The 23,831-nt window shown below is 71.2% G+C and carries 16 protein-coding genes and 1 tRNA gene; 11 read left to right on the top strand and 6 right to left on the bottom strand.

Annotation, left to right across the window (positions count from 1 at the left end):
• Nucleotide 1: 1 nt before the first annotated feature.
• Nucleotides 2-877 carry a PHP domain-containing protein gene (locus V2S04_RS04865; RefSeq protein WP_099196149.1) on the top strand — a complete coding sequence of 292 codons (876 nt, stop codon included), beginning with the start codon at nucleotides 2-4 and terminating at the stop codon, nucleotides 875-877.
• Nucleotides 878-942: 65 nt separating this feature from the next.
• Here the strand turns inward: V2S04_RS04865 and V2S04_RS04860 are convergent, their stop codons facing one another.
• On the bottom strand, nucleotides 943-2,463 hold the full coding sequence (locus tag V2S04_RS04860; RefSeq protein WP_413637323.1) for a DEAD/DEAH box helicase: 1,521 nt from the start codon (nucleotides 2,461-2,463) through the stop codon (nucleotides 943-945).
• A 159-nt stretch (nucleotides 2,464-2,622) separates the two neighbouring features.
• Here V2S04_RS04860 and V2S04_RS04855 point away from each other — a divergent pair, with 159 nt between their 5' ends.
• Nucleotides 2,623-3,333 (top strand): ferritin-like fold-containing protein, encoded by a 711-nt coding sequence (locus V2S04_RS04855; RefSeq protein WP_099196150.1) that lies wholly within the window; start codon nucleotides 2,623-2,625, stop codon nucleotides 3,331-3,333.
• A 13-nt stretch (nucleotides 3,334-3,346) separates the two neighbouring features.
• Here V2S04_RS04855 and V2S04_RS04850 read toward each other — a convergent pair whose 3' ends face one another.
• Nucleotides 3,347-3,634 carry a hypothetical protein gene (locus V2S04_RS04850; RefSeq protein ID WP_413637322.1) on the bottom strand — a complete coding sequence of 96 codons (288 nt, stop codon included), beginning with the start codon at nucleotides 3,632-3,634 and terminating at the stop codon, nucleotides 3,347-3,349.
• A 1-nt stretch (nucleotide 3,635) separates the two neighbouring features.
• Nucleotides 3,636-3,860 (bottom strand): DUF3107 domain-containing protein, encoded by a 225-nt coding sequence (locus V2S04_RS04845; protein ID WP_099196152.1) that lies wholly within the window; start codon nucleotides 3,858-3,860, stop codon nucleotides 3,636-3,638.
• Between the two features lie 151 nt (nucleotides 3,861-4,011).
• On the opposite strand from V2S04_RS04845, the gene V2S04_RS04840 reads away from it, so the two are divergent.
• Nucleotides 4,012-7,218 (top strand): ATP-dependent helicase, encoded by a 3,207-nt coding sequence (locus tag V2S04_RS04840; RefSeq protein WP_413637321.1) that lies wholly within the window; start codon nucleotides 4,012-4,014, stop codon nucleotides 7,216-7,218.
• The gene (locus V2S04_RS04835) at nucleotides 7,215-10,658 is read left to right on the top strand and encodes an ATP-dependent helicase (RefSeq protein ID WP_413637320.1); all 3,444 of its coding nucleotides are present in this window, start codon (nucleotides 7,215-7,217) and stop codon (nucleotides 10,656-10,658) included. The genes V2S04_RS04840 and V2S04_RS04835 overlap by 4 nt, the downstream gene beginning before the upstream one ends.
• Here V2S04_RS04835 and V2S04_RS04830 read toward each other — a convergent pair.
• Nucleotides 10,604-12,022, bottom strand: a complete 1,419-nt coding sequence (locus V2S04_RS04830; protein ID WP_413637319.1) for a phosphotransferase — start codon at nucleotides 12,020-12,022, stop codon at nucleotides 10,604-10,606. The two genes, V2S04_RS04835 and V2S04_RS04830, sit on opposite strands and share 55 nt — an antisense overlap.
• Nucleotides 12,023-12,125: 103 nt before the next feature.
• On the opposite strand from V2S04_RS04830, the gene nudC reads away from it, so the two are divergent.
• Both nudC and V2S04_RS04820 read left to right on the top strand, forming a co-directional pair.
• Nucleotides 12,126-13,097, top strand: a complete 972-nt coding sequence (gene nudC, locus V2S04_RS04825; protein ID WP_413637318.1) for an NAD(+) diphosphatase — start codon at nucleotides 12,126-12,128, stop codon at nucleotides 13,095-13,097.
• On the top strand, nucleotides 13,094-14,815 hold the full coding sequence (locus V2S04_RS04820; RefSeq protein WP_413637317.1) for an ATP-dependent helicase: 1,722 nt from the start codon (nucleotides 13,094-13,096) through the stop codon (nucleotides 14,813-14,815). Before nudC ends, V2S04_RS04820 begins: the two co-directional genes overlap by 4 nt.
• A gap of 837 nt (nucleotides 14,816-15,652) precedes the next feature.
• Here the strand turns inward: V2S04_RS04820 and V2S04_RS04815 are convergent.
• Nucleotides 15,653-17,032 (bottom strand): zinc-dependent metalloprotease, encoded by a 1,380-nt coding sequence (locus V2S04_RS04815; RefSeq protein WP_413637316.1) that lies wholly within the window; start codon nucleotides 17,030-17,032, stop codon nucleotides 15,653-15,655.
• Between the two features lie 119 nt (nucleotides 17,033-17,151).
• On the opposite strand from V2S04_RS04815, the gene V2S04_RS04810 reads away from it, so the two are divergent.
• The 5 genes from V2S04_RS04810 to V2S04_RS04790 all read left to right on the top strand — a co-directional run bounded on the left by V2S04_RS04810 (nucleotide 17,152) and on the right by V2S04_RS04790 (nucleotide 22,584).
• A complete protein-coding gene (locus V2S04_RS04810) occupies nucleotides 17,152-18,243 on the top strand; it encodes a PDZ domain-containing protein (RefSeq protein ID WP_413637315.1) in 1,092 nt (363 codons plus the stop codon).
• Between the two features lie 65 nt (nucleotides 18,244-18,308).
• Entirely contained in the window at nucleotides 18,309-21,224 is a 2,916-nt protein-coding gene (locus V2S04_RS04805; RefSeq protein WP_413637314.1) for a UPF0182 family protein, read from the top strand.
• Between the two features lie 125 nt (nucleotides 21,225-21,349).
• Entirely contained in the window at nucleotides 21,350-21,553 is a 204-nt protein-coding gene (locus V2S04_RS04800; RefSeq protein ID WP_413638098.1) for a DUF1918 domain-containing protein, read from the top strand.
• A 64-nt stretch (nucleotides 21,554-21,617) separates the two neighbouring features.
• Nucleotides 21,618-21,691 (top strand) — tRNA-Met (locus tag V2S04_RS04795).
• Nucleotides 21,692-21,786: 95 nt separating this feature from the next.
• Complete coding sequence (locus tag V2S04_RS04790) at nucleotides 21,787-22,584, top strand: carbon-nitrogen hydrolase family protein (RefSeq protein WP_413637313.1); 798 nt, start codon at nucleotides 21,787-21,789, stop codon at nucleotides 22,582-22,584.
• Nucleotides 22,585-22,597: 13 nt separating this feature from the next.
• Here V2S04_RS04790 and V2S04_RS04785 read toward each other — a convergent pair whose 3' ends face one another.
• Nucleotides 22,598-23,797: an aminotransferase class I/II-fold pyridoxal phosphate-dependent enzyme gene (locus tag V2S04_RS04785; protein WP_413637312.1), complete on the bottom strand. Its 1,200-nt coding sequence runs from the start codon at nucleotides 23,795-23,797 to the stop codon at nucleotides 22,598-22,600.
• Between the last annotated feature and the right edge of the window lie 34 nt (nucleotides 23,798-23,831).

Genomic DNA, 23,831 nt, shown 5'->3' with positions numbered 1-23,831 from the left:
GATGACCACAGGCCCCTCCGCCCGCTTCCGGGGACCGAGCGACCTGCATCTGCACTCCAACCACTCCGACGGCACCGAACCGCCCGCGGAGGTGATGCGTCAGGCGCACGCCCACGGCATCCGCACCGCCGCCCTCACCGACCACGACCGCACCACCGGCTGGCGGGAGGCGGGCGACGCCGCCGTCGCGCTCGGCATGACGTTCCTGCCCGGGATGGAGTTCTCGGCCAAGCACGAGTGGCGCAGCGTGCACGTGCTCGGCTACCTCTTCGACCCCGACGACCCCGATCTCGTCGCCGAGACCGACCGCATCCGCAGCGACCGGGTCGGCCGCGCCGAGCGGATCGTGCGCAGCATCGGCCGCGACTACGAGCTCGTGTGGGACGACGTGCTGGAGCAGACGACGCCGGATGCCACGGTGGGCCGCCCGCACATCGCCGACGCCCTCGTCGCCCGGGGGATCGTGCGAGACCGCAGCGAGGCGTTCGACGGCATCCTGCATCCGCGCGAGGGCTACTACGAGCCGCACTACGCGCCCGACCCGCTGACGGCGGTGCGACTGATCACGCGCGCCGGGGGAGTGGCCGTCATCGCGCACCCCGTCACCGCCGGGCGCGACCGGATGATGCCCCTGTCGTACATCGAGCGGCTCATCGGCGAGGGTCTCGCCGGCTTCGAGATCGATCACCGCGAGAACACCGCCGACGGCAAGCGGCTGCTGCGCGACATCGCCGCCCGGCACGACCTCATCGTCACCGGATCCAGCGACTACCACGGAGCAGGCAAGCCGAACCGCCCGGGCGAGAACACCACGGCCGACGAGATGGTGACGCGCATCATCGAGCGCGCGACCGGCACGCGACCGCGCACGCCCTGACCCGGGCCGTCACGCGATCGAGGCCCCTCCTGCCGTGCAGGAGAGGCCTCGGTCAGCGCAGCGCGTCAGGCGCCGCTGGGCGCGGCACCGCCGCTGCGGCGGCGGCGACGCCGGCGCTGCGGCGCCGGCTTGCCGTCGCGGTGCTCGCGGGTGGCGTCGCCGTCGTGCGTGCCGGCGCCGTCGGCCTCGCGTCCGGCGGTGTCGTTCGAGTCGGAGTGTCCGGATGCCGGCTGCTCGGCGCCCTCGACGAAGGTCGAGCCCACCTTGTCCTCGCCCGAGCCGCGGCGGCGGCGGCGACGGCGACGCGTGGTGCCCTCGTCGGAGCCCTCGGCAGCGGCATCCGCGGCCTTCTGCGGCTGACGCTGACGGCGCTCGGACGCCGGCTTCTCGGCCTTCGGCGCCGTCACCAGACGCCCCTTCGTGCCCGCCGGGATGTCGAGGTCCTCGAACAGGTGCGGGCTCGACGAGTACGTCTCGACGGGCTCGGGCTGCCCGAACTCGAGTGCTCGGTTGATGAGGGCCCACTTGTGCAGGTCCTCCCAGTCGACGAAGGTGACCGCGATACCGGTCTTGCCCGCGCGCCCCGTACGGCCGGCGCGGTGCAGGTAGGTCTTCTCCTCGTCGGGGATGGTGTGGTTGATCACGTGCGTGACGTCGTCGACGTCGATGCCGCGGGCGGCGACGTCCGTGGCGACCAGGACATCGCGCTTGCCCGCCTTGAACGCGGCCATCGAGCGCTCGCGCTGCTCCTGGCCCATGTCGCCGTGCACACCGCCGACGTTGAAGCCGCGGTCGCCGAGCTCGTCGACCAGCTTCTGCGCGGCGCGCTTGGTGCGGGTGAAGATCACCGTCTTTCCGCGACCCTCGGCCTGCAGGATGCGGGCAATGATCTCGTCCTTGTCAAGCGAGTGCGCGCGGTAGACGATGTGCTTGATGTTGGCCTGCGTCAGCCCCTCGTCGGGGTCGTTGGCGCGGATGTGGATCGGGTTCGACATGAACCTGCGCGCGAGCGCCACGATCGGGCCGGGCATGGTCGCCGAGAACAGCTGCGTGTGGCGCACGGCCGGCACCTTCGAGAAGATCTTCTCGATGTCGGCGAGGAAGCCGAGGTCTAGCATCTTGTCGGCCTCGTCGAGCACGACCTCGGTCGCGTTCGACAGGTCGAGCAGACGCTGGTTCGCCAGGTCGATGAGGCGACCCGGCGTGCCGACCACGATCTGGGCGCCTGCCTTCAGCTGGTCGATCTGACCCTCGTAGGCCTTGCCGCCGTAGATCGCCACGACGCTGGTGGAGCGGTTCGAGGTGAGCAGATCGATGTCCTCGTACACCTGCACGGCCAGCTCCCGAGTGGGCACCACGATGAGCGCCTTGACACCCGGCGCGGGGTCCGGACCGAGGCGCTGCACCACGGGGATGCCGAAGCCGAAGGTCTTGCCCGTGCCGGTCTTGGCCTGGCCGATGATGTCCTGGCCGGGAAGGCCGAGGGGGATGGTCTGCTCCTGGATGGGGAACGCATCGACGATCCCCTTCGCGGCCAGCGCGTCGATGATGTCCTGATCGATTCCCAGATCGGCGAATGAAGTCACGTTGTTCTCTTGCCTGTCCGGCGCGTGCGCGGCGTGAGCGCGGCGCCTCGTCATGGATCCACGCCGTCTCAGTGCATGCCACAGGCGCGGGGCCCTGCTCCGATGGCAGGACGGGACAAGCCTACCGGAGGACGGCCCCCGGCCCAGTAGTCTGGGCGGGTGGTCAACTGGTTCTGGAAGCGCAAGCCGCAGCGGCGCCCCTTGAGACTGCGCAGTCGTGGGGAGGCGGGCGACACCACCCGCGTGGACTTCGCCGAGCTCGCTCCCGAGCTGAACCGGTTCCTCGGGCAGGCCGCCTACCTGCAGCTGGGCTACTTCGAGACGCTCAGCCGCGGCATCCGCGGCACGCAGGAGCTCGCCCGCAAGGAGGCGCTCTCGCGCGCCGCCGGCGCCGCCCTCGACAAGCATCGCGCCATCGTCGAGGTGATCGCCGAGCGCGGCGACGACCCGACCCAGGTCATGCTCCCGTTCCGGGAGAACCTCGACGAGTTCCGCCGCAAGACGATCGGCGAGCGGCAGGAGGAGACGCTGCTCGCGGTGTACCTGACCGCCGGGATGCTCGACGACTTCTACCTCGCGCTCGCCTCCAGCTACGGCGAGACCGGCGAGCGGGTCGCCGCGATCCTGCGCCAGGACGATCGCGGCGAGGAGATCGTCTCGATCATCCAGCAGACCATCGAGAGCGACGACGAGTGGCGCTCGCTGCTGTCGATGTGGGGGCGCCGTCTCGTCGGCGACACCCTGCTCGTCTGCCGTGACGCGCTGCGACCCGACCGACTCGTCGCCGACGATCAGCGGATCGAGCCGGTGTACACCGAGCTGATGGGCGCGCACGCACGGCGGATGGATGCCATGGGGCTCGCCTCATAGCATCCATCCGGAGTCAGATGCCGAGCGCCTGCTTCTCGAGAGCGTCGTGGCGGGTCCGCCGGGCGGTGATCGCCGCGGTGGCCGCTGCGGCGAGCAGGATGCCCGCCCCGATGCTCGCGACCCACAGCCACACGTCGCCCTCGCCGATGCCGCTCCACTGCATGATCGTGTAGACGGCGGCGGCGGTGGCGGTCGCGATCGCCGGGGTGACCGCGACCCCGCGCAGGTCGCGACGCGGCATCAGGAAGTGCAGGGCGACGCCCAGCGAGCACGCGGCGATGAGCGCGAGCAGGATGTACACGTCAGGCGACGAAGCCGACGCGGCGGGACTCCTCGGTGCCCAGCTCGATGTAGGCGAGGTTCGCGGTCGGCACGATGTACGAGCTGCCCTTGGCATCGGTCAGGCTGATGTGGCTGGCGTTCTGCTCGAGAGCCGAGGTCACCTGGGTGCGCACCTCGTCAGCGGTGCTGGTCGTCTCGAAGCTCAGCTCACGGCCGGTGTTGATGATGCCGATGCGGATTTCCACGCGATCTCCTCAGGTTGGGCGAACATCGGCAACTCTACCCGGTGGCGATCGCGCCGGTTCGGCGGCGCGGGCCGATTTCGCCCTGGGCGCACAGCCCGCGCGCGCCTCGCCGCTGAGCCGGGTGTCGGCGGGCGGCGATAGCGTGGAGAGCATGATCCCCGATGCCGCTCAGCTCGCCGTCGTGCACGCCGACGCCACGGCATCCGGCGTCATCATCGGCGCTCCGGGCACCGGCAAGACGGCCGCCCTGATTGATCGCGTGGTGCACCTGCTCGCCACCGGCGTCTCCGCCGACGAGGTGCTGGTGCTCACTCCCAGCAGGCAGGCCGCCACGGCGCTGCGCGACCGCGTCGGCGTGCTCGTCGACCAGGCGACACCGGGCCCACTCGCGCGCTCGCTCGGCTCGTTCGCCTTCCAGCTCGTGCGCGGCGCGATGGTGCACGAGGGGCACGAGCCGCCCGCCCTGCTGACCGGAGCCGACCAGGACCGCATCCTCGCCGATCTGCTCGCCGGCGACGCGGAGGACGACGTGCGTCGCTGGCCCGACTCGCTCAGCCCCGCGGTGCGCGCGTCGAAGGGCTTCCGCTCCGAGCTGCGCGCGTTCCTCGCGGAGTGCACCGAGCTCGGCATCCGTCCGGGCGATCTCGCGGCGTCGGAGCGGGGGGTGTGGCGCGCGGCGGACGACTTCCTCGGCGAGTACCGCGACGTGATGGGCGGCATGCGCGTGGCCCATCGCGACGTATCCGAGCTGCTCGCCGAGGCGACGGCGATCCTGCACGCGGCGGAGCCCGCCGCCCTCGGCCCGCTCGCCCGGCTGCGGGTCGTGCTCATCGACGATGCGCAGGAGCTGACCCGAGGCGGGGTGCGCCTGGTGAGGGCGCTGCGCTCGCGGGGGGTCGCCGTGCTCGCGTTCGGCGATCCGGACATCTCCTCGGGCGCGTTCCGTGGGGCCAGCGCGCAGCTGTTCGCCGAGCTCGCCGAGATCCTCGGCGACGTGCGCGTGCTCGACACCGCGCACCGGCAGGCGCCCGCCCTGACCGCGCTGACGCGCACGGTCACGCAGGCCATCGGCGTCGCCGGCCGGGTCGATCACCGCCGCCCGCCGGACGCGACGGACGGGACGGGTGTGCGCACGCTCATCGCGCCGTCCCCTCACGAGGAGATCGACCGCATCGCTGGCGTGCTGCGCGACTGGCACCTCAGCGACGGCATCCCGTGGAGCAGGATCGCCGTCATCGCGCACGACACGCGACAGATCGTCATGCTCGAAGCCGAGCTCGCGGCCCGAGAGGTGCCGACCAGGGCGGCGGGTGTGCCGCGGCCGCTGGGCAGCGAGGGCATCGTGCGCGAGATCGTCGAGATCGTGCGGCTGGGTCTGACGCCGCCGGACGAACGTGCGGCCGATCTGCTCTCCGAATCGCTGACCTCGCCGTTCGGGGGCCTCGACGCGGTCGGTCTGCGCCGCCTGCGGGCGCGACTGCGTCACGTCGAGCTCGAGCAGGGCGGGTCGACGCCGGCGCGCGAGCTGCTCAGAGAGGCGATGCAGTTCCCGCATCTGTTCGACCGCGTCGACGCGCCCGAGGCGCGCATCGCGCAGCGCTTCGCCGAGACGCTGCGGATGCTGCACGACGAGGGCGCCGCCGGCCGCACGATCCACGAGCTGCTCTGGACGGTGTGGGATCGCGCGCGCTCCGTCGGCGGCGGTTCCCTGCAGGCGGCATGGCGGGCCGCGGCGGATCAGCCCGGCGGCTCCGAGATCGCGCGCTCGCTCGACAGCCTGGTGGCCCTCTTCGACGCCGCCAAGCGCTTCGTCGAGCGCTCGCCGCAGGAGAAGCCGGCTCTATTCATCCGCGACATCCTCGACAGCGAGGTGCCCGAGGACACTCTCTCGACGCCCGACCGACCCGGGCTGGTGACGCTTCTCACGCCGGCGACCGCGCTGGGGGCGGAGTTCGAGGCGGTCGTCGTCGCCGGGGTGCAGGACGGCATCTGGCCGAACGTGCGCCTGCGCGGCGGGATGCTCGAGACGTGGCGTCTGGCGGAGGCCGTCTCTGCTGCGCGCTCGGGTGAGCCCGAGACGGTGCCGGGTGTGCTCGACCGGCGCAGAGCCGCGCTGCATGACGAGCTGCGGCTGTTCGTGCGCGCGATCTCGCGGGCTCGCACGCGACTCGTCGTCTCCGCCGTGGACGACGACGATCTCACGCCGAGCCCGTTCTTCTCGTTCCTCCCGGCCGCGCCGCCGGAGGAGGAGGACGAGGTGCGCTTCGCCCACCCTCTGACGCTGCGCGGCCTGGTCGCGCGGCACCGCCGGACGCTGACCACCGCCGCCGACCCCGCGGAGCGGGCGTTCGCGGCCGGCCAGCTGCGCATCCTCGCGGACGAGGGCGTCCCGGGCGCCCACGTCGACGACTGGTACGGGATCACCCCGTCCTCGAGCACGGCGCCGCTGCGCGATCTGCAGCTCGCGCCGGTGCGCGTCTCGCCGTCACGGCTCGAGGCGTTCGAGGAGTGCGGGCTCAACTGGGTCGTCTCCGCACTCGGCGGCGACACGGTCATGCCTCCTTCAGCCGGGATCGGCACGATCGTGCACGAGGTGATGGAGAGGGTTCCGGACGGCGATCCGGATGCGATGCGGGCGATCGTCGACGAGCACTGGCCCGAACTGGACTTCGAGACCGCATGGATCGGTCGCAAGGAGCGCCGGCGCGCGGATCTGTACGTGGAGCGCCTGCGCTCGTACCTCCACGAGGTGGCTCGCGACGGCGGGCGCGTGGTCGGTGCGGAGGTGCCCTTCCGGTTCGCGGTCGATCTGGACCGCGGAGGCGTGCTCGCAGCCGACGAGAGCGCCGAGGAGGCGGACCCGCGGCCGCGAGCGCTGATCAGCGGCATCATCGACCGCGTCGAGGTGTATCCGACCGGCGCCGGCGAGCATGCAGCGGCGCGCGGGCAGAGATGGGAGCGGATGAGCGACGGCGAGGCGGGGGAGAGGGTCGTGGTCGTCGACCTGAAGACCGGCAAGTACGAGCCCGACACCGAGGCGAACGTGCGCGAGCACGCTCAGCTCGCGGCCTATCAGATCGCCGTGCAGGAAGGCCTGCTCGACGGCGCTCCTGCCGCAGCGCTCACCGGGGCACGTCTGGTCATCGTGTCGAAGACGGTGGGCAAGGCGGACTACCGCGTCGCGCATCAGCACACGATCGGCGACGAGGCCCGCGCAGCCTTCCTGCAGCGCGTGACGGCGGCCGGTCGTGGCATGGCCGCCAGCAGCTTCACGGCACAGGTCGAGGCGCACTGCGCCGACACCCAGGTGCGCGTCACGCCGTGCCGCATCCACACCGTCCCGGCGGTGAGCTCATGACGCTCATCGGCACGCAGCCGATCTCAGCCCAGACCATCGCGCTCGCGCTCGGACTGCCCGTGCCCACCGATGCGCAGCAGCGGGTGATCGAGGCGCCGCCGTCACCGGCGCTCGTCGTCGCCGGAGCCGGAAGCGGCAAGACCGAGACGATGTCGGGCCGTGTGGTCTGGCTCGTCGCGAACGGACACGTGCGCCCCGACGAGGTGCTCGGGCTCACCTTCACGAGGAAGGCGGCGGGCGAGCTCGCCGAGCGCATCGGCGCGCGGCTCGAGATGATCGATCATTTCGCCCGGCGTGGGCTGCTGCCGCACCTTCCGCGGATCGTCGCCGCCGACGCGCTGCGCCGTGTGCACGCCGCCGTCGCCGGGACGCCACGCGACGCTGTGCGCGTGCAGGTGCTCGACGAGCTCGCCGAACGCTTCGGCACGGGATGGGAGCCGGGCACCCCGCGCTCCGCGGAGGACCTGCTGATCCGTCCGAAGGTGTCGACCTACAACGCCTTCGCCGACGGCATCGTGCGTGAGCACGCGGCGAGGATCGGTCGCGACCCCGAAGCCGCCATGCTGAGCCAGTCCGCGTCGTGGCTGATCGCCCGCACCGTCGTGCTGCGCGCCGACATCCCGGACCTCGAGGAGATCGACCGATCCCTCGGCGGCGTCATCGACGCGGTGCAGCGGCTCGCTGCGGAGGTTCTCGACCATCGCGTCGATCTCGACGCGGTGGAGCGCATCGCAGCCGAGCAGGCCGCGGCCTTCGAGCCCTACCGCACCAACCGCGATGTCGACACGGCGGCGCTGAATCTGCGGAGCATCCCCGTGCTCACCCGACTCGTGCGCGAGTACATGGCCGAGAAGCAGCGCCGCGGCGTGCTCGACTTCGCCGACCAGGTCGGCGGCGCATTCGACATCGTCGAGAGCGCACCCGACGTGCGGGCCGCCCTGCGCGAGCAGCACCGGGTCGTGCTGCTCGACGAGTATCAGGACACCTCGGTGATCCAGACCCGCTTCCTGGCCGCGCTGTTCCGCGACAGTGCGGTGATGGCCGTCGGCGACCCGCACCAGTCCATCTACGGGTGGCGTGGCGCGAGCGCAGACAACCTGTACGCGTTCAGCCGCGCTTTCGCTCAGGATGAGCCGGCCACCACGTACAGCCTGATGACCAGCTGGCGCAACGACACGCGCATCCTCGATGTCGCCAACCGGGTGCTCGCGCCGCTGGTGAGACCGGGTCTCGACGTCCCCGCCCTGCAGCCGCGACCGGGGGCCGGTGCGGGCGACGTGGAGGTCCGGTTCCCGCACACGGTCGATGAGGAGGCCGATCAGGTCGCCGAGTGGTTCGCAGAGCGTCGTCGTCAGCACGCCGCGTCGAAGCCGGACCGCGCGCACACTGGAGCCATCCTGTTCCGGTCGAAGCGGCACATGCAGACGTTCGCGGCCGCGCTGGCGCGCCAGGGCATCCCGCACCGGATCCTCGGACTCGGCGGGCTGCTCTCCACTCCCGAGGTGGTGGACGTCGTCTCGATGCTGCGGGTGATCCACGACCCCACAGCAGGTTCCGCACTCATCCGCCTGCTCGTCGGCCCCCGCTTCGCGATCGGCGTCGCCGACATGGCGGTGCTGTACGACCTGGCCACGGCGCTGGCGTCGCGTGACGCCGACCTCGCCCCGCTCGCCGACGAGGTGCGAGAGCGCCTGCGCTCCTCCCGCGGCGCGGACGAGGCGGTGTCGATCGTCGACGCCGTCGACTTCCTCCGGGCGGCTCCCGACGACTACCGGCTGATCTCCGCGATCAGCGTCGAGGGGCGCCGCCGGCTGCGCACGGCCGGGGAGATCCTCGAACGGCTGCGGCGCGCGGCGGGACTTCCGATCCCCGAGCTGATCCGCCTGATAGAGCTCGAACTGCGTCTGGACATCGAGCTCGCCGCGAACGAGTCCAGGGGGCCCGCGCGCATCGCGGCCACCCAGCTGCGCGCCTTCACCGACGAGGTGCGGGCGTTCCTCAGCGCCGACGACCGCGGCACGATCGCCAGTCTGCTCGCCTGGCTCGATAAGGCCGAGAGCACCGACGAGCTGATGCCGCGGCCGGAGCCGCCCGAGCCGGGTGTGGTGCAGCTGCTCACCATCCACGGGTCGAAGGGGCTGGAGTGGGACGCGGTCGCGGTGGTCAGGCTCGTCGACGGAGAACTGCCCGGGCGCCCGCAGGACACCGCGGGGTGGTTCGGGTTCGGAGTGGTGCCCTTCGTGCTCCGCGGTGATCGTGACGCGCTGCCGGTCTTCCGGTGGGACCCGCAGGCGGAGATGGATGCGGCCGGCGACGTGCCCGCGAAGCGGCACAAGGCCGCGCTCGATGCGCTCGCGGCCGGGGTGACCAAGGCGCACCCGAGCGGCGGTGCGCTGCGCCGGTTCAAGAACGAGTACCGCGACTATCAGCAGCAGGAGGAGCGCCGCCTGGCGTACGTCGCGTTCACGCGCGCGCGCAGCGATCTGCTGCTCTCCGGCGCCCACTGGGCGGGGCAGGTGAGGCCTCGGCAGGCGAGCCCCTACCTGCGTGAGGCCATCGAGGTGCTCGGACTCGAGCCGATCGGCGAGGTCGACCCGGACGAGAACCCGTATGACGGGCCGGGCATGACGCGCTCGTGGCCGATGGATCCGCTCGGCGATCGCCGTCGCCGGGTCACCTCGGCCGAGCAGGACGCGCGTGCCGCGCTCGCCGGGCCCGCGCCCGCGCCGACGGCGCAGCTGCAGCGCCTGCTCGCCGAGCGGGCTGAGCGGCAGCAGGGTGTCGTCGGCGAGGCGCCCACTCGCGTGCCGGCATCGCGGTTCAAGGACTGGGTGACCGACTACCGGGGCGCCCTGCGTGACCTCGGCCGGCCGATGCCCGAACGCCCGTACACGCAGACGAGGGTCGGCACCCTCTTCCACGCGTGGGTCGAGCACCGCTCGGGCCTGGTGGGGGCGAGTTCGACCGCCGAGAGCGCGCTGTGGGAGCTGGACGACGAACCGGGCGAGGCCGCGCCGACGGCGCTCACGAGAGACGACGACGAGCGCGCTTTGGCCGAGCTGCGTGCCGTGTTCGAGCACAGCGAGTGGGCGCCGCTGCAGCCGATCGCGGTCGAGATCGAGATCGACTTCGCGTTCAGCGGCGGGCACATCGTCATCTGCAAGCTCGACGCCGTCTACCGCCGCGACGACCGCGGCGGACGCATCGAGATCGTCGACTGGAAGACCGGGCGCGCACCGCGCACCGCTGCCGAGCGGGAAGAGCGGATGCTGCAGCTGGCCCTCTACCGGCTGGCCTACCACCGCCGCTTCGGCGTGCCGTTGGAGGACATCGACGTCGCGCTGTTCTACGTCGCAGACGATCTCGTCATCCGCGACGACCGGATCTACTCGGAGTCGGATCTGGTCCAGCGCTGGAGCGCGGCACGAGCGGCCCGCTGAGCCTCATTTGCGGAATCGAGGTCGCTGCCCGCAGACCCGTCGTCTGCGTCCGTCTCCGAATTGGAACCCGTCGCGGTCGAGCCGGAAGGGCCACGGGAGGACCCGCGGACTCCGCTGACCTCGCTGAGATCCTGCGTGGGTGTGTCCCAGCCGGTCCGGGCTGCGCCCTCGATCCCGCCGGTGGGCGGCGATCCATCGGAGGACGCCTCGGCCGAGGACATCCCGCCGCCGGATGCCGCATGAGCGTCGTCCTGGTCGTCCTGGTCGTCGTGGTCGTCCTGGTCGTTCTGGTCGTCCTGGTCGTCGCGCCAGAGATCCTCCGGACGGTACGCGTCGGTCTGCATCGACGTGTCGATCTCGGTCGCTGCGGTGGCGGGCACCCGGTCGAGAAGGTCGAGCGCCGAGTCCACCCCGCCGGTGTAGGTCGCGGCCACGCGCAGGTCTTCGCTGCGCAGACCGTCGCTGAGCGACTCCAGCAGCGCCGCTGCGTCATCGACGATGTCGGGGCGGCGCAGCTCGTCTCCGTGCACGAGCCACCGGGCGAACTCGAGTTCGGCGTGCAGCCGTGCGCGCGCCTGCAGGGCGTCATCGGCCGCGCGCTGCGATGCGGCGGTATAGGCGGCGAGAACGTCGGATGCGGCATCCGGAGCGCCGGACAGCCAGCCGAGATCCTCCGCCGGGTCTCCGACGGTCAGACCGCGCCAGCCCAGCACCGCGACCACCTGCGGACCGTCCTGCGGGTCGTCCTCGAAGAGGAAGGACAGCGCCTGGATGCCCCCGAGCGTGACGGCGCTCTCGAAGTGCCACAGCTTTTCATCGGCGACCGCGCTGCGCCAGCGAGCACTGAGACGCGCTGGCACCCGGCCCGTCGCCGATGCGCGATCGACAAGCTGCTCGGTCTCTGCGCGCACGGCGGCGGCATCGCGCACGCTCAGACCCGCCGAGCGCACGACCGATGGGGGAAGAGAGTGCACCGCGGCGATCGCCTCGCCGACGGACGGCGCCGCGCCTCGTCCGGCCGGGATGTGCGCGGCCTCGATCTGGAAACCGGGCATGAGGTCCGTCACCAGCGCGCGCGCTTCGCCCACCCGGGTCTCGCCCATCGCGTTCGGCACGCGGAAGGGCAGCATCTCCCGCGCGCCCGCCGTCAGTGCACGCAGCGCGAGCGCCTCCTCGGCCAGCTCGAGCGCGGCGGCATCATCGGCGGCGACCCGGATCACGAGCTCGCTGCCGTCGGCGAGCGTCGCGACGGCCGAGTCGAACCTCCCGTCTCCGTCCGCGGTCAGAGCGCGAGCGCCCGTGACCTCCGCCCCGGGCACAGCGGCCGTGACCGCCGCGACTAGAGTGAAAGGAGAGCGTGCCATGCTCCCCAGCGTAGGTCTGCCCGTGCGCAGTTCGCGTCCACGCCACGCCCGTGCGGCGGCATACGTCGCGCTCCGGGAGACGAGCACGAGAGCAGGAGGACGCATGAGCACCGGGTCCGACATCCTCGACAGAGCGGGTGAGCTGCGCACCGAGCCGGGCATCATGGATCGGCTGCGGGCCGAGCCCGACAGCAGGGTCGTCGTCGTCCGCGACCGCCGGGTGCGCGTCGCGGGCCGGGAGGTCGTGCGGGTCGGGGTCGCCGAGGTGGGGGACGCCGACTGGGCGCTGCTGGGCAGGGATGCCGACGGCAGCGCCCTGCTTCTCGCGTCGGTCGCGCGCGAGAGCGAGAGCATCGACGCCGCGCCCGAGGAGACGTGGCTGGGGCTGCGTGAGGTCGGCGGCCTTCTCGAACCGTTCGAGGGTGAGATCTTCGTGACCGCGGTGGCGATGGCCGCCTGGCTCGTCGATGTGCGACACTGCAGCCGCTGCGGCAGCGCTCTCGAGCTGCGCAGCGCCGGATGGTCGCGGCACTGCGCCACGTGCGACACCGAGCACTTCCCCCGCACGGACCCCGCGGTGATCGTGGCCGTGGAGAGCCCGGACGGCGAGCGTCTGCTGCTCGGCGCGAACGCAGCCTGGCGCGGCACCATGTACTCATGCTTCGCCGGGTTCGTGGAGGCAGGGGAGTCGATGGAGGCCACCGTGCATCGCGAGATCGCCGAGGAGGCCGGCGTGCGCCTGCGCGAACTTCGGTACATCTCGTCGCAGCCCTGGCCGTACCCGCGGTCGCTGATGGTCGGATTCCGGGCCGTCGCCGCCGACGACGAGGCCACCGCGGACGGCGAGGAGATCATCGACGTGCGCTGGCTGACCCGTGAGGAGATCGGGCAGTCGCTCGCCGGCGACGGGCCGGTCGGCCTGCCCAGCCGCTCGTCGATCGCGCGGCGGCTCATCGAGGACTGGTACCGGGAGTCGCCACGGAGCGGCGAGCGGAGCGAGTCGAAGTGCGATGTGCTGAGCGAGCGGAGCGAGTCGAAGTGCGATGTGCTGAGCGAGCGGAGCGAGTCGAAGTGAGCGCACTCGACGCGCTCGACGAGCGCCAGCGGCAGGCGGCGAGCGTGCTGCGCGGGCCCGTCGCCGTGCTCGCGGGTGCGGGCACCGGCAAGACGCGCGTCATCACACACCGCATCGCGCACGGTGTCGACACCGGGGCGTACTCGCCGCAGCGGGTGATGGCGGTGACGTTCACCGCGAAGGCCGCCGGCGAGCTGCGCGGCCGGCTGCGAGCGCTCGGCGTCGGCGGCGTCGCCGCGCGCACCTTCCACGCCGCGGCCCTGAAGCAGCTCAACTTCTTCTGGCCCACCGTGGCGGGGGACTCGGCCCCCTCGCTGATCGACAACAAGGTGCGGATGCTGGGGCAGGCGGCCGACGCGATGCGCCTGCGCCCCAGCACGGCGACACTGCGCGACATCGCCGCGGAGATCGAGTGGCGCAAGGTCTCGATGCTCTCGATCGAGCAGTACGCCGAACTCGAGCGACCGATCAGCGGCATCCGACCCGAGCAGCTCATCGAGCTGCAGAGCGCGTACGAGGCGCTGAAGGACGAACGGCGCCAGCTCGACTTCGAGGACGTGCTGCTCGCCTGCGCGGGGATGCTCGAGGCCGAGCCCCGGGTGGCCGCCGCGGTGCACGAGCAGTACCGGCACTTCACCGTCGACGAGTTCCAGGACGTCTCCCCGCTGCAGAACCGGCTGCTCGAGCTCTGGCTCGGCGACCGCCGCGACATCTGCGTGGTGGGCGACGCGAGTCAGACCATCTACTCGTTCGCGGGCGCCCAGCAGCGCTACCTGCTCGAGTTCGAGCGGCGCTTCACCGACGCGACCGTCGTGCGGCTCGAGACGAACTACCGCTCGCGCGCGCCGATCCTCACCGCGGCCAACGCGCTGATGCGCGGCCGGCCCGGCGCACTGGCGCTCGCTCCCGCCGGTGCGCACGACGACGAGGAGACCCCCACTCTGACCGCCTACGACACCGAGACCGACGAGGCCGCCGGTATCGCCGAAGCCATCGTGCGGCGCATCGCGTCCGGCGCGGCCCCTTCCGAGATCGCGGTGCTGTACCGGGCGCACGCGCAGTCGGCGGTGCTGCAGCAGGCGCTCGCCGCACGCGGGGTCGCGACCAGCGTGCTCGGCGGCACGCGGTTCTTCGACATGCCCGAGGTGCGCCAGGCGGTGCTCGCGCTGCGGGCCGCTGCGGTCGCGCCGACGGACGCGGGCTTCCTGCCCACCGTGCGGGACGTGCTGCGCGGACTCGGCCTCACCGACGAGCCGCCACAGGCGGGCGGCGCACAGCGCGACGGCTGGGAGGCGCGGCGTGCGATCCTGCGGCTCGCCGAGGAGGCGGAGTCCGGCACGACGCTGCGGGTGTTCGCCGATGAGCTGATGGCGCGGGCGAAGGATCAGCACGAGCCCACGCTGCAGACCGTGACGCTCTCGACGCTGCACGCGGCCAAGGGCCTGGAGTGGCCGCACGTGCTGCTCGCCGGCTGGGCGGAGGGCTCGCTGCCGATCTCGTACGCCACATCGTTCGAGAACATCGACGAAGAGCGCCGACTGGCCTATGTCGGCATCACGCGGGCCGCGCGTACGCTCGCGGTGTCGTGGTCACGCTCCGCGGGGCGAGGGGAGCGGGCGCCGTCTCGCTTCCTCGCCGAGATCGGGACGACGGGTCGAGGCACGGGCATCCTTCGTGATGTCGCACCGACCGCCAGGCGTGTCGCCCGTCAGGGCTGACCCGCACCATCAGGCCCGCGCCGGGGGTCGGCGTGCGCAGGATCCGTGCGGCGAGCGTCGCCGCCTGCGCGATCCGCGCCGACGTCACCTGCACCGTCGTGCCGACCAGCTGTGCGTGCAGTCGCGGCCACGCCTCGTCCCGTTCCTGCTCGTGCGCGTCGCGGCAGGACAGGCACGGCGTGCGCCCCGGCACGACCAGCGGCCCGACGACAGCGGCGTCCTGCTCGAACGCGAGAGGCAGGTGCGGCACGTCGTCGCGCAGGTACGCGGCCATCTGCAGGGCCGCCACCGCCCCTCCGATCATCACCACGGCCACGGCCCCCGGGGCATGCGGATCGGCCTCGTCGAGTCCCTCGTCGATCAGCGACTGCCGCAGCCTCTCCTGGCCGCGGCCGTCGGGGAGGTTGATCCCGTCCACCCAGAACGGAGGGGCGGGAAGCGCATCGTCGACGAGCAGGGGCCGCAGCGCCGCGAGCATCCGGCGCGCCTCGCGGCGAGGCGCACCCACGCCGTGCGCGACGACATCGAACGAGCTGAGCCGGATGCCCGCCCGCAGCCGGTTCAGCAGCGGCTCGACCCACGGGCCGGCGACGTCGATGCGCACGACGCTCTCGAGCCCGAACTGCACCGTGTCGGCATCGCGCCACAGCAGCGGGTAGCGCGGATCGAGACGGGTCAGAGTCGGCGGAGTCACGGGGCACATGACCCGATTGTGTCCCGCGGCCCCAGCCCTCGGTGCGGAGATGGACGATCTGTGGACGGATCCGCGCCCGGACTCGTCTGTGCAGAACCACTCGCTGCGCGGGACGGTCCCGGCGCCGACCGTCGGAGCGGAGATCAGACGGGTCGGTCGCCCTCGGGGCGGTCGTCGTCGCCGGGCGAGTCGGGTGCGGGGGAGTCGGGGGTCTCACCGTCGAGCAGGCGGGCCAGCGCCTCGTCGAGCTCGTCCGCCTCGGGGGTCTCGCCGCGCTGCAGAGCCTCCAGCCGGGCGATCAGAGACGACGGGTCGTCGATGTCCGTGGCGAGGGGCATGATGTCGGGATAGTCCCACAGCGCGTCGCGCGCGGCGATGCCGACGGCATCCGTCACCGCTCGCCACATCGCCGACGCCTCCCGGAGGCGGCGCGGGCGCAGCTTGAGTCCGACGAGGGCGCCCAGGGCATCCTCCGCCGGGCCGCCCACCGCCCGACGGCGACGGGCGGCCTCCGCCAGCCGTGCGCCATCGGGCAGGCGCGTGGTGGCCTCCTCCGTGACGACGTCGACCCAGCCGTCGATGGTGGCGATGAGGTTCTCGAGCCGGGCGAGCGCCTCCCGCTGCGAGTCGGTCTGCTGCGGAAGCAGCGCGCCGCCCTCGATCGCGGCGCGCAGCTCTTCGGGGTCGGTGGGATCGAGCCGGGATGCCAGTCCTTCCAGCGCCTCGATGTCGACCGTCACGCCGCGGGCGAAGTCGGTGATCTGGGAGAGCACGTGCAGGTGCAGCCACTTCGCGTGACGGTACAGCCGCGCGTAGGCGAGCTCTCGTACCGCGAGGTACAGGGTGATCTGATCTTCGGGGATCTCCAGACCCTCGCCGAAGTCGGCGATGTTCTGCGGGATGACCGCCGCGGTCCCGGCCGGAAGAACGGGGATGCCGACATCTCCGCCCGAGACGACCTCGAGCGAGAGCCGGCCCAGCACCTGGCCGAACTGGGCGGCGAACAATGAACCGCCGAGTCCGCGCATCAGCTGGCCGGCGCCGTGCACCATGCTCTGCATCTCGGGCGGCACCTGGGTCTCGAGGGCGTCGGTGAGCGCATCGGCGATCGACGTCGACACGGGGGCGGCGATCTCCTTCCACACCGGCAGCGTCGCCTCCACCCATTCGCCGCGGGTCATCGCCTGCGGCGCGGAGGCGAGTTCGGAGATCGTGGTCGCCTCGCCGAGCCACAGGTTGGCGAGGCCGAAGGCATCCACGAGCGACGTCCGGGCGCCGCCTGCGATGCCGAGCCCGTCCCGGTTGGCGATGTGCAGCGCCTGCTGCCGGGCGCTCTGCCAGGGGTCGCCGGCGAACATGCCCTGCATCTGCGACATGAACGCCGACATCTGCGCCGGGTCCATCGACATCCCGCCCATTCCGGACAGCGCGTCGCGCAGCGCTTCGGGGTCGACCTGACCTCCCGACATCATGCGCCGGAGCATCTCCTCGAAGTCGGATGGATCGCGATCGTCGTCTGCCATGCGAATAGCCCTCTCAGCATGCCCGTAGCGTGTGCGCTCTACGCTAGTCACACGATCCTGTGCTCGAGCACGATGCGCGCGGATCCCTGTACGCCGCTCGCGAACGCCCCGGAGGTTCCGTGTCATCACGCCGCAGCAACGGCACGGTCACCGGCGTCGTCGCCCTGAGCATCTCGCTGGTCGCCCTCGTCGCGCTCACCTTCGTACCCACGCCGTACGTCATCCAGCGACCCGGCCCGGTGTACGACACCCTCGGCACGGCGCGCAGCGCCGATGGCACCGAGGTCCCGCTGATCGAGGTCGACGGCGCGACCACCTATCCGACCGCCGGCGCCCTCGACCTGACCACCGTGCAGGTGATCGGCAATCGTGAGCGCACACCCACCTGGTTCGAGCTGGCGATGGCGTGGACCGACCCGACCCGCGCCGTCGTGCCGATCGACAGCGTCTTCCCGCAGGGCGTCAGCTCCGACGAGCGAGATGAGCGCAACGCCGCGCTGATGGTGGACTCGCAGCACGAGGCGACCGCCGCGGCCCTCACCGAACTCGGCTACGACGTCGGTGCGAAGGTGCGCGTCGTCGAGGCCGTCGACGACAGCCCCGCTCAGGGCGAGCTCGAGGCCGACGACCTCGTGCTGGCGATCGACGGCACGCCGGTCGATTCGGCCACCCGACTGCGCGACGCCATCCAGGAGGCGGATGGGGCGGAGGTCACTCTGACGGTCGAACGCGACGGCGAGGAGAAGCAGATCGCGATCACGCCGGAGAAGTCGACCGACGCCGCCGGCGACGAGGTCTGGCTGATCGGCATCGTGCTCACGACCGACTACGACTTCCCCGTCGACGTGCGCCTGCAGCTCGACAACGTCGGCGGCCCGAGCGCGGGCATGATGTTCGCCCTCGGGATCATCGACACCCTGACTCCCGGTGAGCTCAACGGCGGCAAGCGGATCGCGGGCACCGGCACCATCGACGCCGCGGGTGCCGTCGGGCCGATCGGGGGCATCCGGCAGAAGCTGTACGGCGCGCGCGATGCAGGCGCGACCGTCTTCCTCGCTCCCGAGGAGAACTGCGACGAGGTCGTCGGGCATGTGCCCGACGGTCTGCAGGTGTTCCGCACAGGCACGCTCGAGGAGTCGCTCGACATCCTCGAGGTGGTCGCCGACGGCGGCGACACCTCGAAGCTCCCCGTCTGCACCGCGAACCGCTGATCCGCCCGGGCGAACCCTGCGCTCATCCGCGGCCGCGTCATAGGTGGCCTGCCTAGGATGGAACGGTGACCTCGACCTCAGCGCCGCAACCGGCCACACCCAGCACCTCACGCCGGATCCTCGCGATCTCGGTGGCGATCATCGCCGCCATCATCGCGGGATTCTTCGTGTTCTCCTCGCTCTACACCGAGTTCCTCTGGTTCGATCAGCTCGACTTCGCCGGGGTGCTCACCACGCAGTGGATCGCGACCGCCACGATGTTCGCCATCGGGTTCCTCGGCATGGCGCTGCCGATCTTCCTGTGCATCCAGCTCGCGTACCGGCTGCGCCCGGTGTACGTGCGTCTGAGCTCGCAGCTCGACCGCTACCAGGAGGTCATCGAGCCGCTGCGCCGTCTCGCGATGTGGGGGATGCCGGTGTTCTTCGGCGTCTTCGCCGGGTTCGCCGCTGCGGGCAACTGGAAGACCGCCTGGCTGTGGGCTAACGGCGTCACCACCGACACCCTCGACCCGCAGTTCGGCGTCGACACGGGGTTCTACCTCTTCGCGATGCCGTTCTACTCGGCGCTGCTCGCGTTCGCTTCCGCGGTGCTGCTGCTCTGCCTCGTGATCACCGCGCTCGTGTCGTACCTGTACGGCTCGGTGCGCATCGGGCAGCGCGAGCTGCGCATCTCGAAGCCGGCGCGCATCCAGCTTGCCGTGCTCGCCGGGCTCTACCTCGCGGTGCAGGCCGTCAGCCTCTGGCTCGACCGCTACCTCACCCTGGTGCAGCCCGAAGGGCGCATCACCGGTGCCGCCTACACCGGAGTGAACGCGACCATCCCGGGTCTCGCGATCCTCTCGATCATCGCGGCCGTCGTCGCGGTGCTGTTCCTCGTCACCGCGGTGATCGGCCGCTGGCGCTTCCCGCTCGCGGCCACGGCGCTGTTCGTCGTCGCCTCGCTCGTGGTCGGCATCGGCTACCCGTGGGTCGTCACCACCTTCCAGGTCAAGCCGAACGAGAACGCCTATCAGGCCGAGTTCTACGACCGCAGCATCGAGAGCACCAAGGAGGCGTACGGGGTCGCCGACATGGAGGTCACGCCGTTCGCCGCGGCGACCGATACCGAGCCCGGTCAGCTGCGCGAAGACGCCGAGACCACGGCATCCGTGCGCATCATGGACCCGGCGATCATCAGCCCGACCGTGCGTCAGCTGCAGCAGTACCGCTCGTACTACCAGTTCGCCCCCGAACTGGACGTCGACCGCTACGAGATCGACGGCAAGTCGCAGGACACCGTCGTCTCGGTGCGCGACCTCGACCTCACGAAGCTCGGCGGCGGTGACAGCTGGAACAACCGCGCCGCCGTCTACACCCACGGCTACGGCCTGGTCGCGCTCGCCGGCAACCAGCGCACCAGCGACGGCGAGCCTGTCTTCCTCGAGCAGGGCATCCCGACATCGGGGTTCCTCACCGAGACCGAGAAGTTCCAGCCGCGCGTGTACTTCGGCGAGTCCTCGCCCGAGTACTCGATCGTCGGCGCCCCGGAGGGCACCGAGCCGGTCGAGATCGACTACCCGCGCGGTGAGGACGGCGCGAGCGACACCAAGACGACCTTCGAGGGCGACGGCGGTCCGCGCATCGGCAACACCTTCGTGAAGCTGCTGTACGCGATGAAGTTCCAGTCCGAGCAGATCCTCTTCTCGAACCTCGTCAACTCCGAGTCGCAGATCCTGTACGACCGCGACCCGAAGACCCGCGTGCAGAAGGTCGCACCGTACCTGACGCTCGACAACGACCCGTACCCGAGCGTCGTCGACGGCCGCATCGTGTGGATCGTCGACGGCTTCACCACCAGCGCCAGCTACCCCTACTCGAAGACGGTGAGCCTGCGGGACGCGATCGCCGACTCGCGCACGCCGGCCTCGGTGGTGTCGTTCGACAACATCAACTACATCCGCAACTCGGTCAAGGCCACCGTCGACGCCTACGACGGCTCGGTGAAGCTGTACGCGTGGGACGACGAGGACCCGATCCTCAAGGCATGGCAGAAGGTGTACCCCTCGACGGTCGAGCCGATCAGCGAGATGTCGGGCGACCTGATGAGTCACGTGCGCTACCCGACCGACCTGTTCAAGGTGCAGCGCGACGTGCTCGGCGTCTACCACATCGACGACGCCCGCTCCTTCGCGCAGGAGGACAACCGCTGGCAGACGCCGGACGACCCGCGCGCCAAGGACCGACTGCAGCCGCCGTACTACCTGTCGATGAAGATGCCCGGGCAGGACGAGGCGCGCTTCTCGATGTTCTCGACCTTCATCCCCGCCTCGGCGCAGGGTGAGAGCCGAGAGGTGCTGATGGGCTACCTGGCGGTCGATTCGGATGCCGGGAACAAGAAGGGCGTGAAGGCGGAGGGCTACGGCAAGCTGCGCCTGCTGGAGATCGACACGAACACGACGGTGCCCGGCCCCGGCCAGGTGCAGAACACCTTCGACTCCGACACCGAGATCGCGAACAAGCTGAACGTGCTGACCCTCGGCAAGTCCGATGTGAGATACGGAAACCTGCTCACCCTGCCGGTCGGCGGCGGTCTGCTGTACGTGCAGCCGGTGTTCGTGCAGTCGTCCGAGGGCACCAAGTTGCCGAACCTGCGCAAGGTGCTCGTCGCCTTCGGCGACCGGGTTGCGTTCGAGGACACCCTGACCGAGGCGCTCGATGTGCTCTTCGGCGGTGACGCCGGTGCGTCCGGCGGCGATGACGACGTGGAACCGACCGATCCCGGCACGCCGGCTGATCCGAACGCGCCGACCGAGCCCGACACGGGCAGCACCCCGCCGACCGGCGAGACGCTGACCGCGCTGGAGGAGGCCCGCGCCGCTCTCTCGGCGCGCGAGGCGGCGCTGAAGGCCGGGGACCTCGAGAAGTTCGCCGCGGAGGACAAGAAGCTCACGGCGGCGATCGAGAAGCTGCTCGCCCTGGAGGACGAGGCCGCGAGCGAGTAGCACCCGCATCAGAAGGAGGGCAGTCCGTCGGGCTGCCCTCCTTCTGCGTTCGGGCACCTCTGGTGTCCCGTCGCGGACCGGCGCACAATGGACGCATCTGCTTCTCTTCGAGGAGGGTGATCGTGATGCGAGCAGCACCGGGTTCGAGGATCGTGATCCACGGCGCGCACGTGGACAGCGCAGAGCGTCGAGGCGAGGTGATCGAGACGCGGGGCGAGAACGGTGGGCCGCCGTACCTCGTGCGCTTCGACGATGGAAGCGAATCGCTGATCTTCCCGGGCCCCGACTGCGAGCTCGAGCACTCGCCGTCCGCTTCCGACCGACCGTGACACACCCGGGCGTACGAGCTCGATTCGCCCTCCCTCCGAAGCCGTGTTAGGCTTTCAGATGTGCCGCGGGGTGGAGCAGTTCGGTAGCTCGCCGGGCTCATAACCCGGAGGTCGCAGGTTCAAATCCTGTCCCCGCAACAAGAAGAAGGCCCGGTCCGTGAGGACCGGGCCTTCTGCCTTCCCGCCCACGATCGCGTTTCGCATCCTGCGTCCGAGCGCGGCATCATGTTCACATGCCCGCCCCGATCGTCGCCGTATGCCAGTTCGCTCCGGATGCCTCGCCCGAGCGCAATAGGGCGCGAATCGCAGGGCTCGTCGCCGCGGCCGCGGAGCGGGGCGCGGACGTCGTGGTGCTGCCGGAGTACTCGAACCACTTCGTGACACCCATGGACGACTCGGTCGCCGCCAACGCGGAGGAGCTCGACGGCGCCTTCACGTCGGCGCTGCGCGCGCTCGCCGCCGAGCACGACCTCGTCATCGTCGCCGGGATGGTGGAGAAGGCGGATGGCGGTCGCGTGCGCAACACCGTCGTCGCGGTGTCGGATGCCGGCGTGCAGGCCGTGTACCGCAAGCAGCACCTGTACGACGCGTTCGGTCAGCGGGAGTCGGACTGGATCGAGCCTGGGGAGCTCGGCGCGGCTGCGGTCTTCGAGACGTCGGACATGCGCTTCGGCCTGATGACCTGCTACGACCTGCGTTTCCCCGAGGTGGCGCGGACGCTGGCGGATGCCGGAGCGGATGCCCTGATCGTGCCGGCGGAGTGGGTGCGCGGCCCGCTCAAGGAGCACCACTGGAACACGCTGCTCGCAGCCCGTGCGATCGAGAACACCGCGTACGTCATCGCCGCGGACCATCCGGGCCCCGTCGGTGTCGGCCTCTCACAGGTGATCGACCCGCAGGGCGTGGTCGTCGCCGGGGTCAGCGCCGGGGAGGGCGTGGCCGTGGCATCCCTCGATCCGGGTCTCATCGCCCGCACACGCGAGACGAACCCCTCACTGCGGCTGCGCCGCTATCGCGTCGTGCCCCGCTGATCGCGAACGCGCGTCAGCGCAGACTCGCCAGCCGGCGGCCCGCCTCCTCGATCACATCGACCCGCTTGCACGCCGCGAAGCGCACGAGGCCGGCGTACGCGCCCTGGTTCTCGGGAGCCACGAACGCTGTGATCGGGATGGCCGCGACACCTGCCCGCTCGGGCAGAGCTCGGCAGAACGCCGCCGCATCCGCGCCGCCGAGGGCGGTGGCATCCGCGACGGTGAAGTAGCCGCCCTGCGGGGCGAACACCTCGAAACCGGCCGCGCGCAGCGACTCGCCGAGCAGCGCGTGCTTGCGCAGCATCGTGTCGGCCGCATCGGTGAAGTAGGACTCGGGCAGCCGCAGACCCACGGCGATCGCGGGCTGGAAGGCTGACCCGTTCACGTAGGTGAGGAACTGCTTGACGGTCAGCACGGCGGTGATCAGCGCGGCCGGCCCGTGCACCCAGCCGATCTTCCACCCGGTGGTGGAGAACGTCTTGCCGGCGGACGAGATCGTGAGGGTGCGCTCTGCGGCGCCCGGGAGGGTAGCGATCGGCACGTGCGGGGTGTGGAAGGACAGGTGCTCGTAGACCTCGTCGGTGACGATGATCGCGTCGTGCACAGCGGCCAGGCGGACGATCTCCGCCTGCACCTCGGGGGTGAAGACCGTGCCGGTGGGATTGTGCGGGTCGTTCACGAGGATCATCCGCGTGCGGTCGCCGACCGCAGCCGCGAGCTCGTCGAGATCGGGCTGGAAGTCCGGTCGGCGCAGCGACACGGTGCGCAGCCGCGCGCCGGCCAGGGCGACGGCGGCCGCGTACGAGTCGTAGTACGGCTCGAACACGACGACCTCGTCGTCGGGACCGTCGATGAGGGCGAGCAGTGTCGCGGTCAGCGCCTCGGTCGCGCCGGCAGTGACGAGGATCTCGGTGTCGGGATCGACCTCGAGTCCGTAGAAGCGACGCTGGTGTTCGCTGATCGCGGCGAGCAGGTCGGGCATGCCGCGGCCGGGCGGGTACTGATTCGCGCCGTGGGCGATGGCGTCCCTGGCCGCCTCCAGAACCTCCGCCGGGCCGTCCTCATCGGGGAAACCCTGGCCGAGATTCACCGAACCGGTGCGCGCGGCTGCCGCCGACATCTCGGCGAAGATGGTGGGCGCCACGCGCCCGTCGGGGGAGAGCAGTCCTGCTCCGGCGGCAGTGCGGCGCCAGGCTCCTGGTATTGCATCCATGCAGAACAGGCTAAGACCATAGGCGAATGTCATC

Origin of the sequence: Microbacterium sp. OR21, from assembly GCF_047306785.1 — a bacterium.
GTDB classification, from domain to species: Bacteria; Actinomycetota; Actinomycetes; order Actinomycetales; family Microbacteriaceae; genus Microbacterium; species Microbacterium esteraromaticum_E.
The sequence above is the reverse complement of the archived record's forward strand: the minus strand, read 5'-3'. Positions and strand labels throughout refer to the sequence as shown.

Bases quoted from the DNA above. Each gene is read 5' to 3' on its own strand.
- V2S04_RS04865 (WP_099196149.1), top strand. From the start codon at position 2: ATGACCACAGGCCCCTCCGCCCGCTTCCGGGGACCGAGCGACCTGCAT.
- V2S04_RS04840 (WP_413637321.1), top strand. From the start codon at position 4,012: ATGATCCCCGATGCCGCTCAGCTCGCCGTCGTGCACGCCGACGCCACG.
- V2S04_RS04835 (WP_413637320.1), top strand. From the start codon at position 7,215: ATGACGCTCATCGGCACGCAGCCGATCTCAGCCCAGACCATCGCGCTC.
- V2S04_RS04830 (WP_413637319.1), bottom strand. From the start codon at position 12,022: ATGGCACGCTCTCCTTTCACTCTAGTCGCGGCGGTCACGGCCGCTGTG.
- nudC (WP_413637318.1), top strand. From the start codon at position 12,126: ATGAGCACCGGGTCCGACATCCTCGACAGAGCGGGTGAGCTGCGCACC.
- V2S04_RS04815 (WP_413637316.1), bottom strand. From the start codon at position 17,032: ATGGCAGACGACGATCGCGATCCATCCGACTTCGAGGAGATGCTCCGG.
- V2S04_RS04800 (WP_413638098.1), top strand. From the start codon at position 21,350: ATGCGAGCAGCACCGGGTTCGAGGATCGTGATCCACGGCGCGCACGTG.
- V2S04_RS04790 (WP_413637313.1), top strand. From the start codon at position 21,787: ATGCCCGCCCCGATCGTCGCCGTATGCCAGTTCGCTCCGGATGCCTCG.
- V2S04_RS04785 (WP_413637312.1), bottom strand. From the start codon at position 23,797: ATGGATGCAATACCAGGAGCCTGGCGCCGCACTGCCGCCGGAGCAGGA.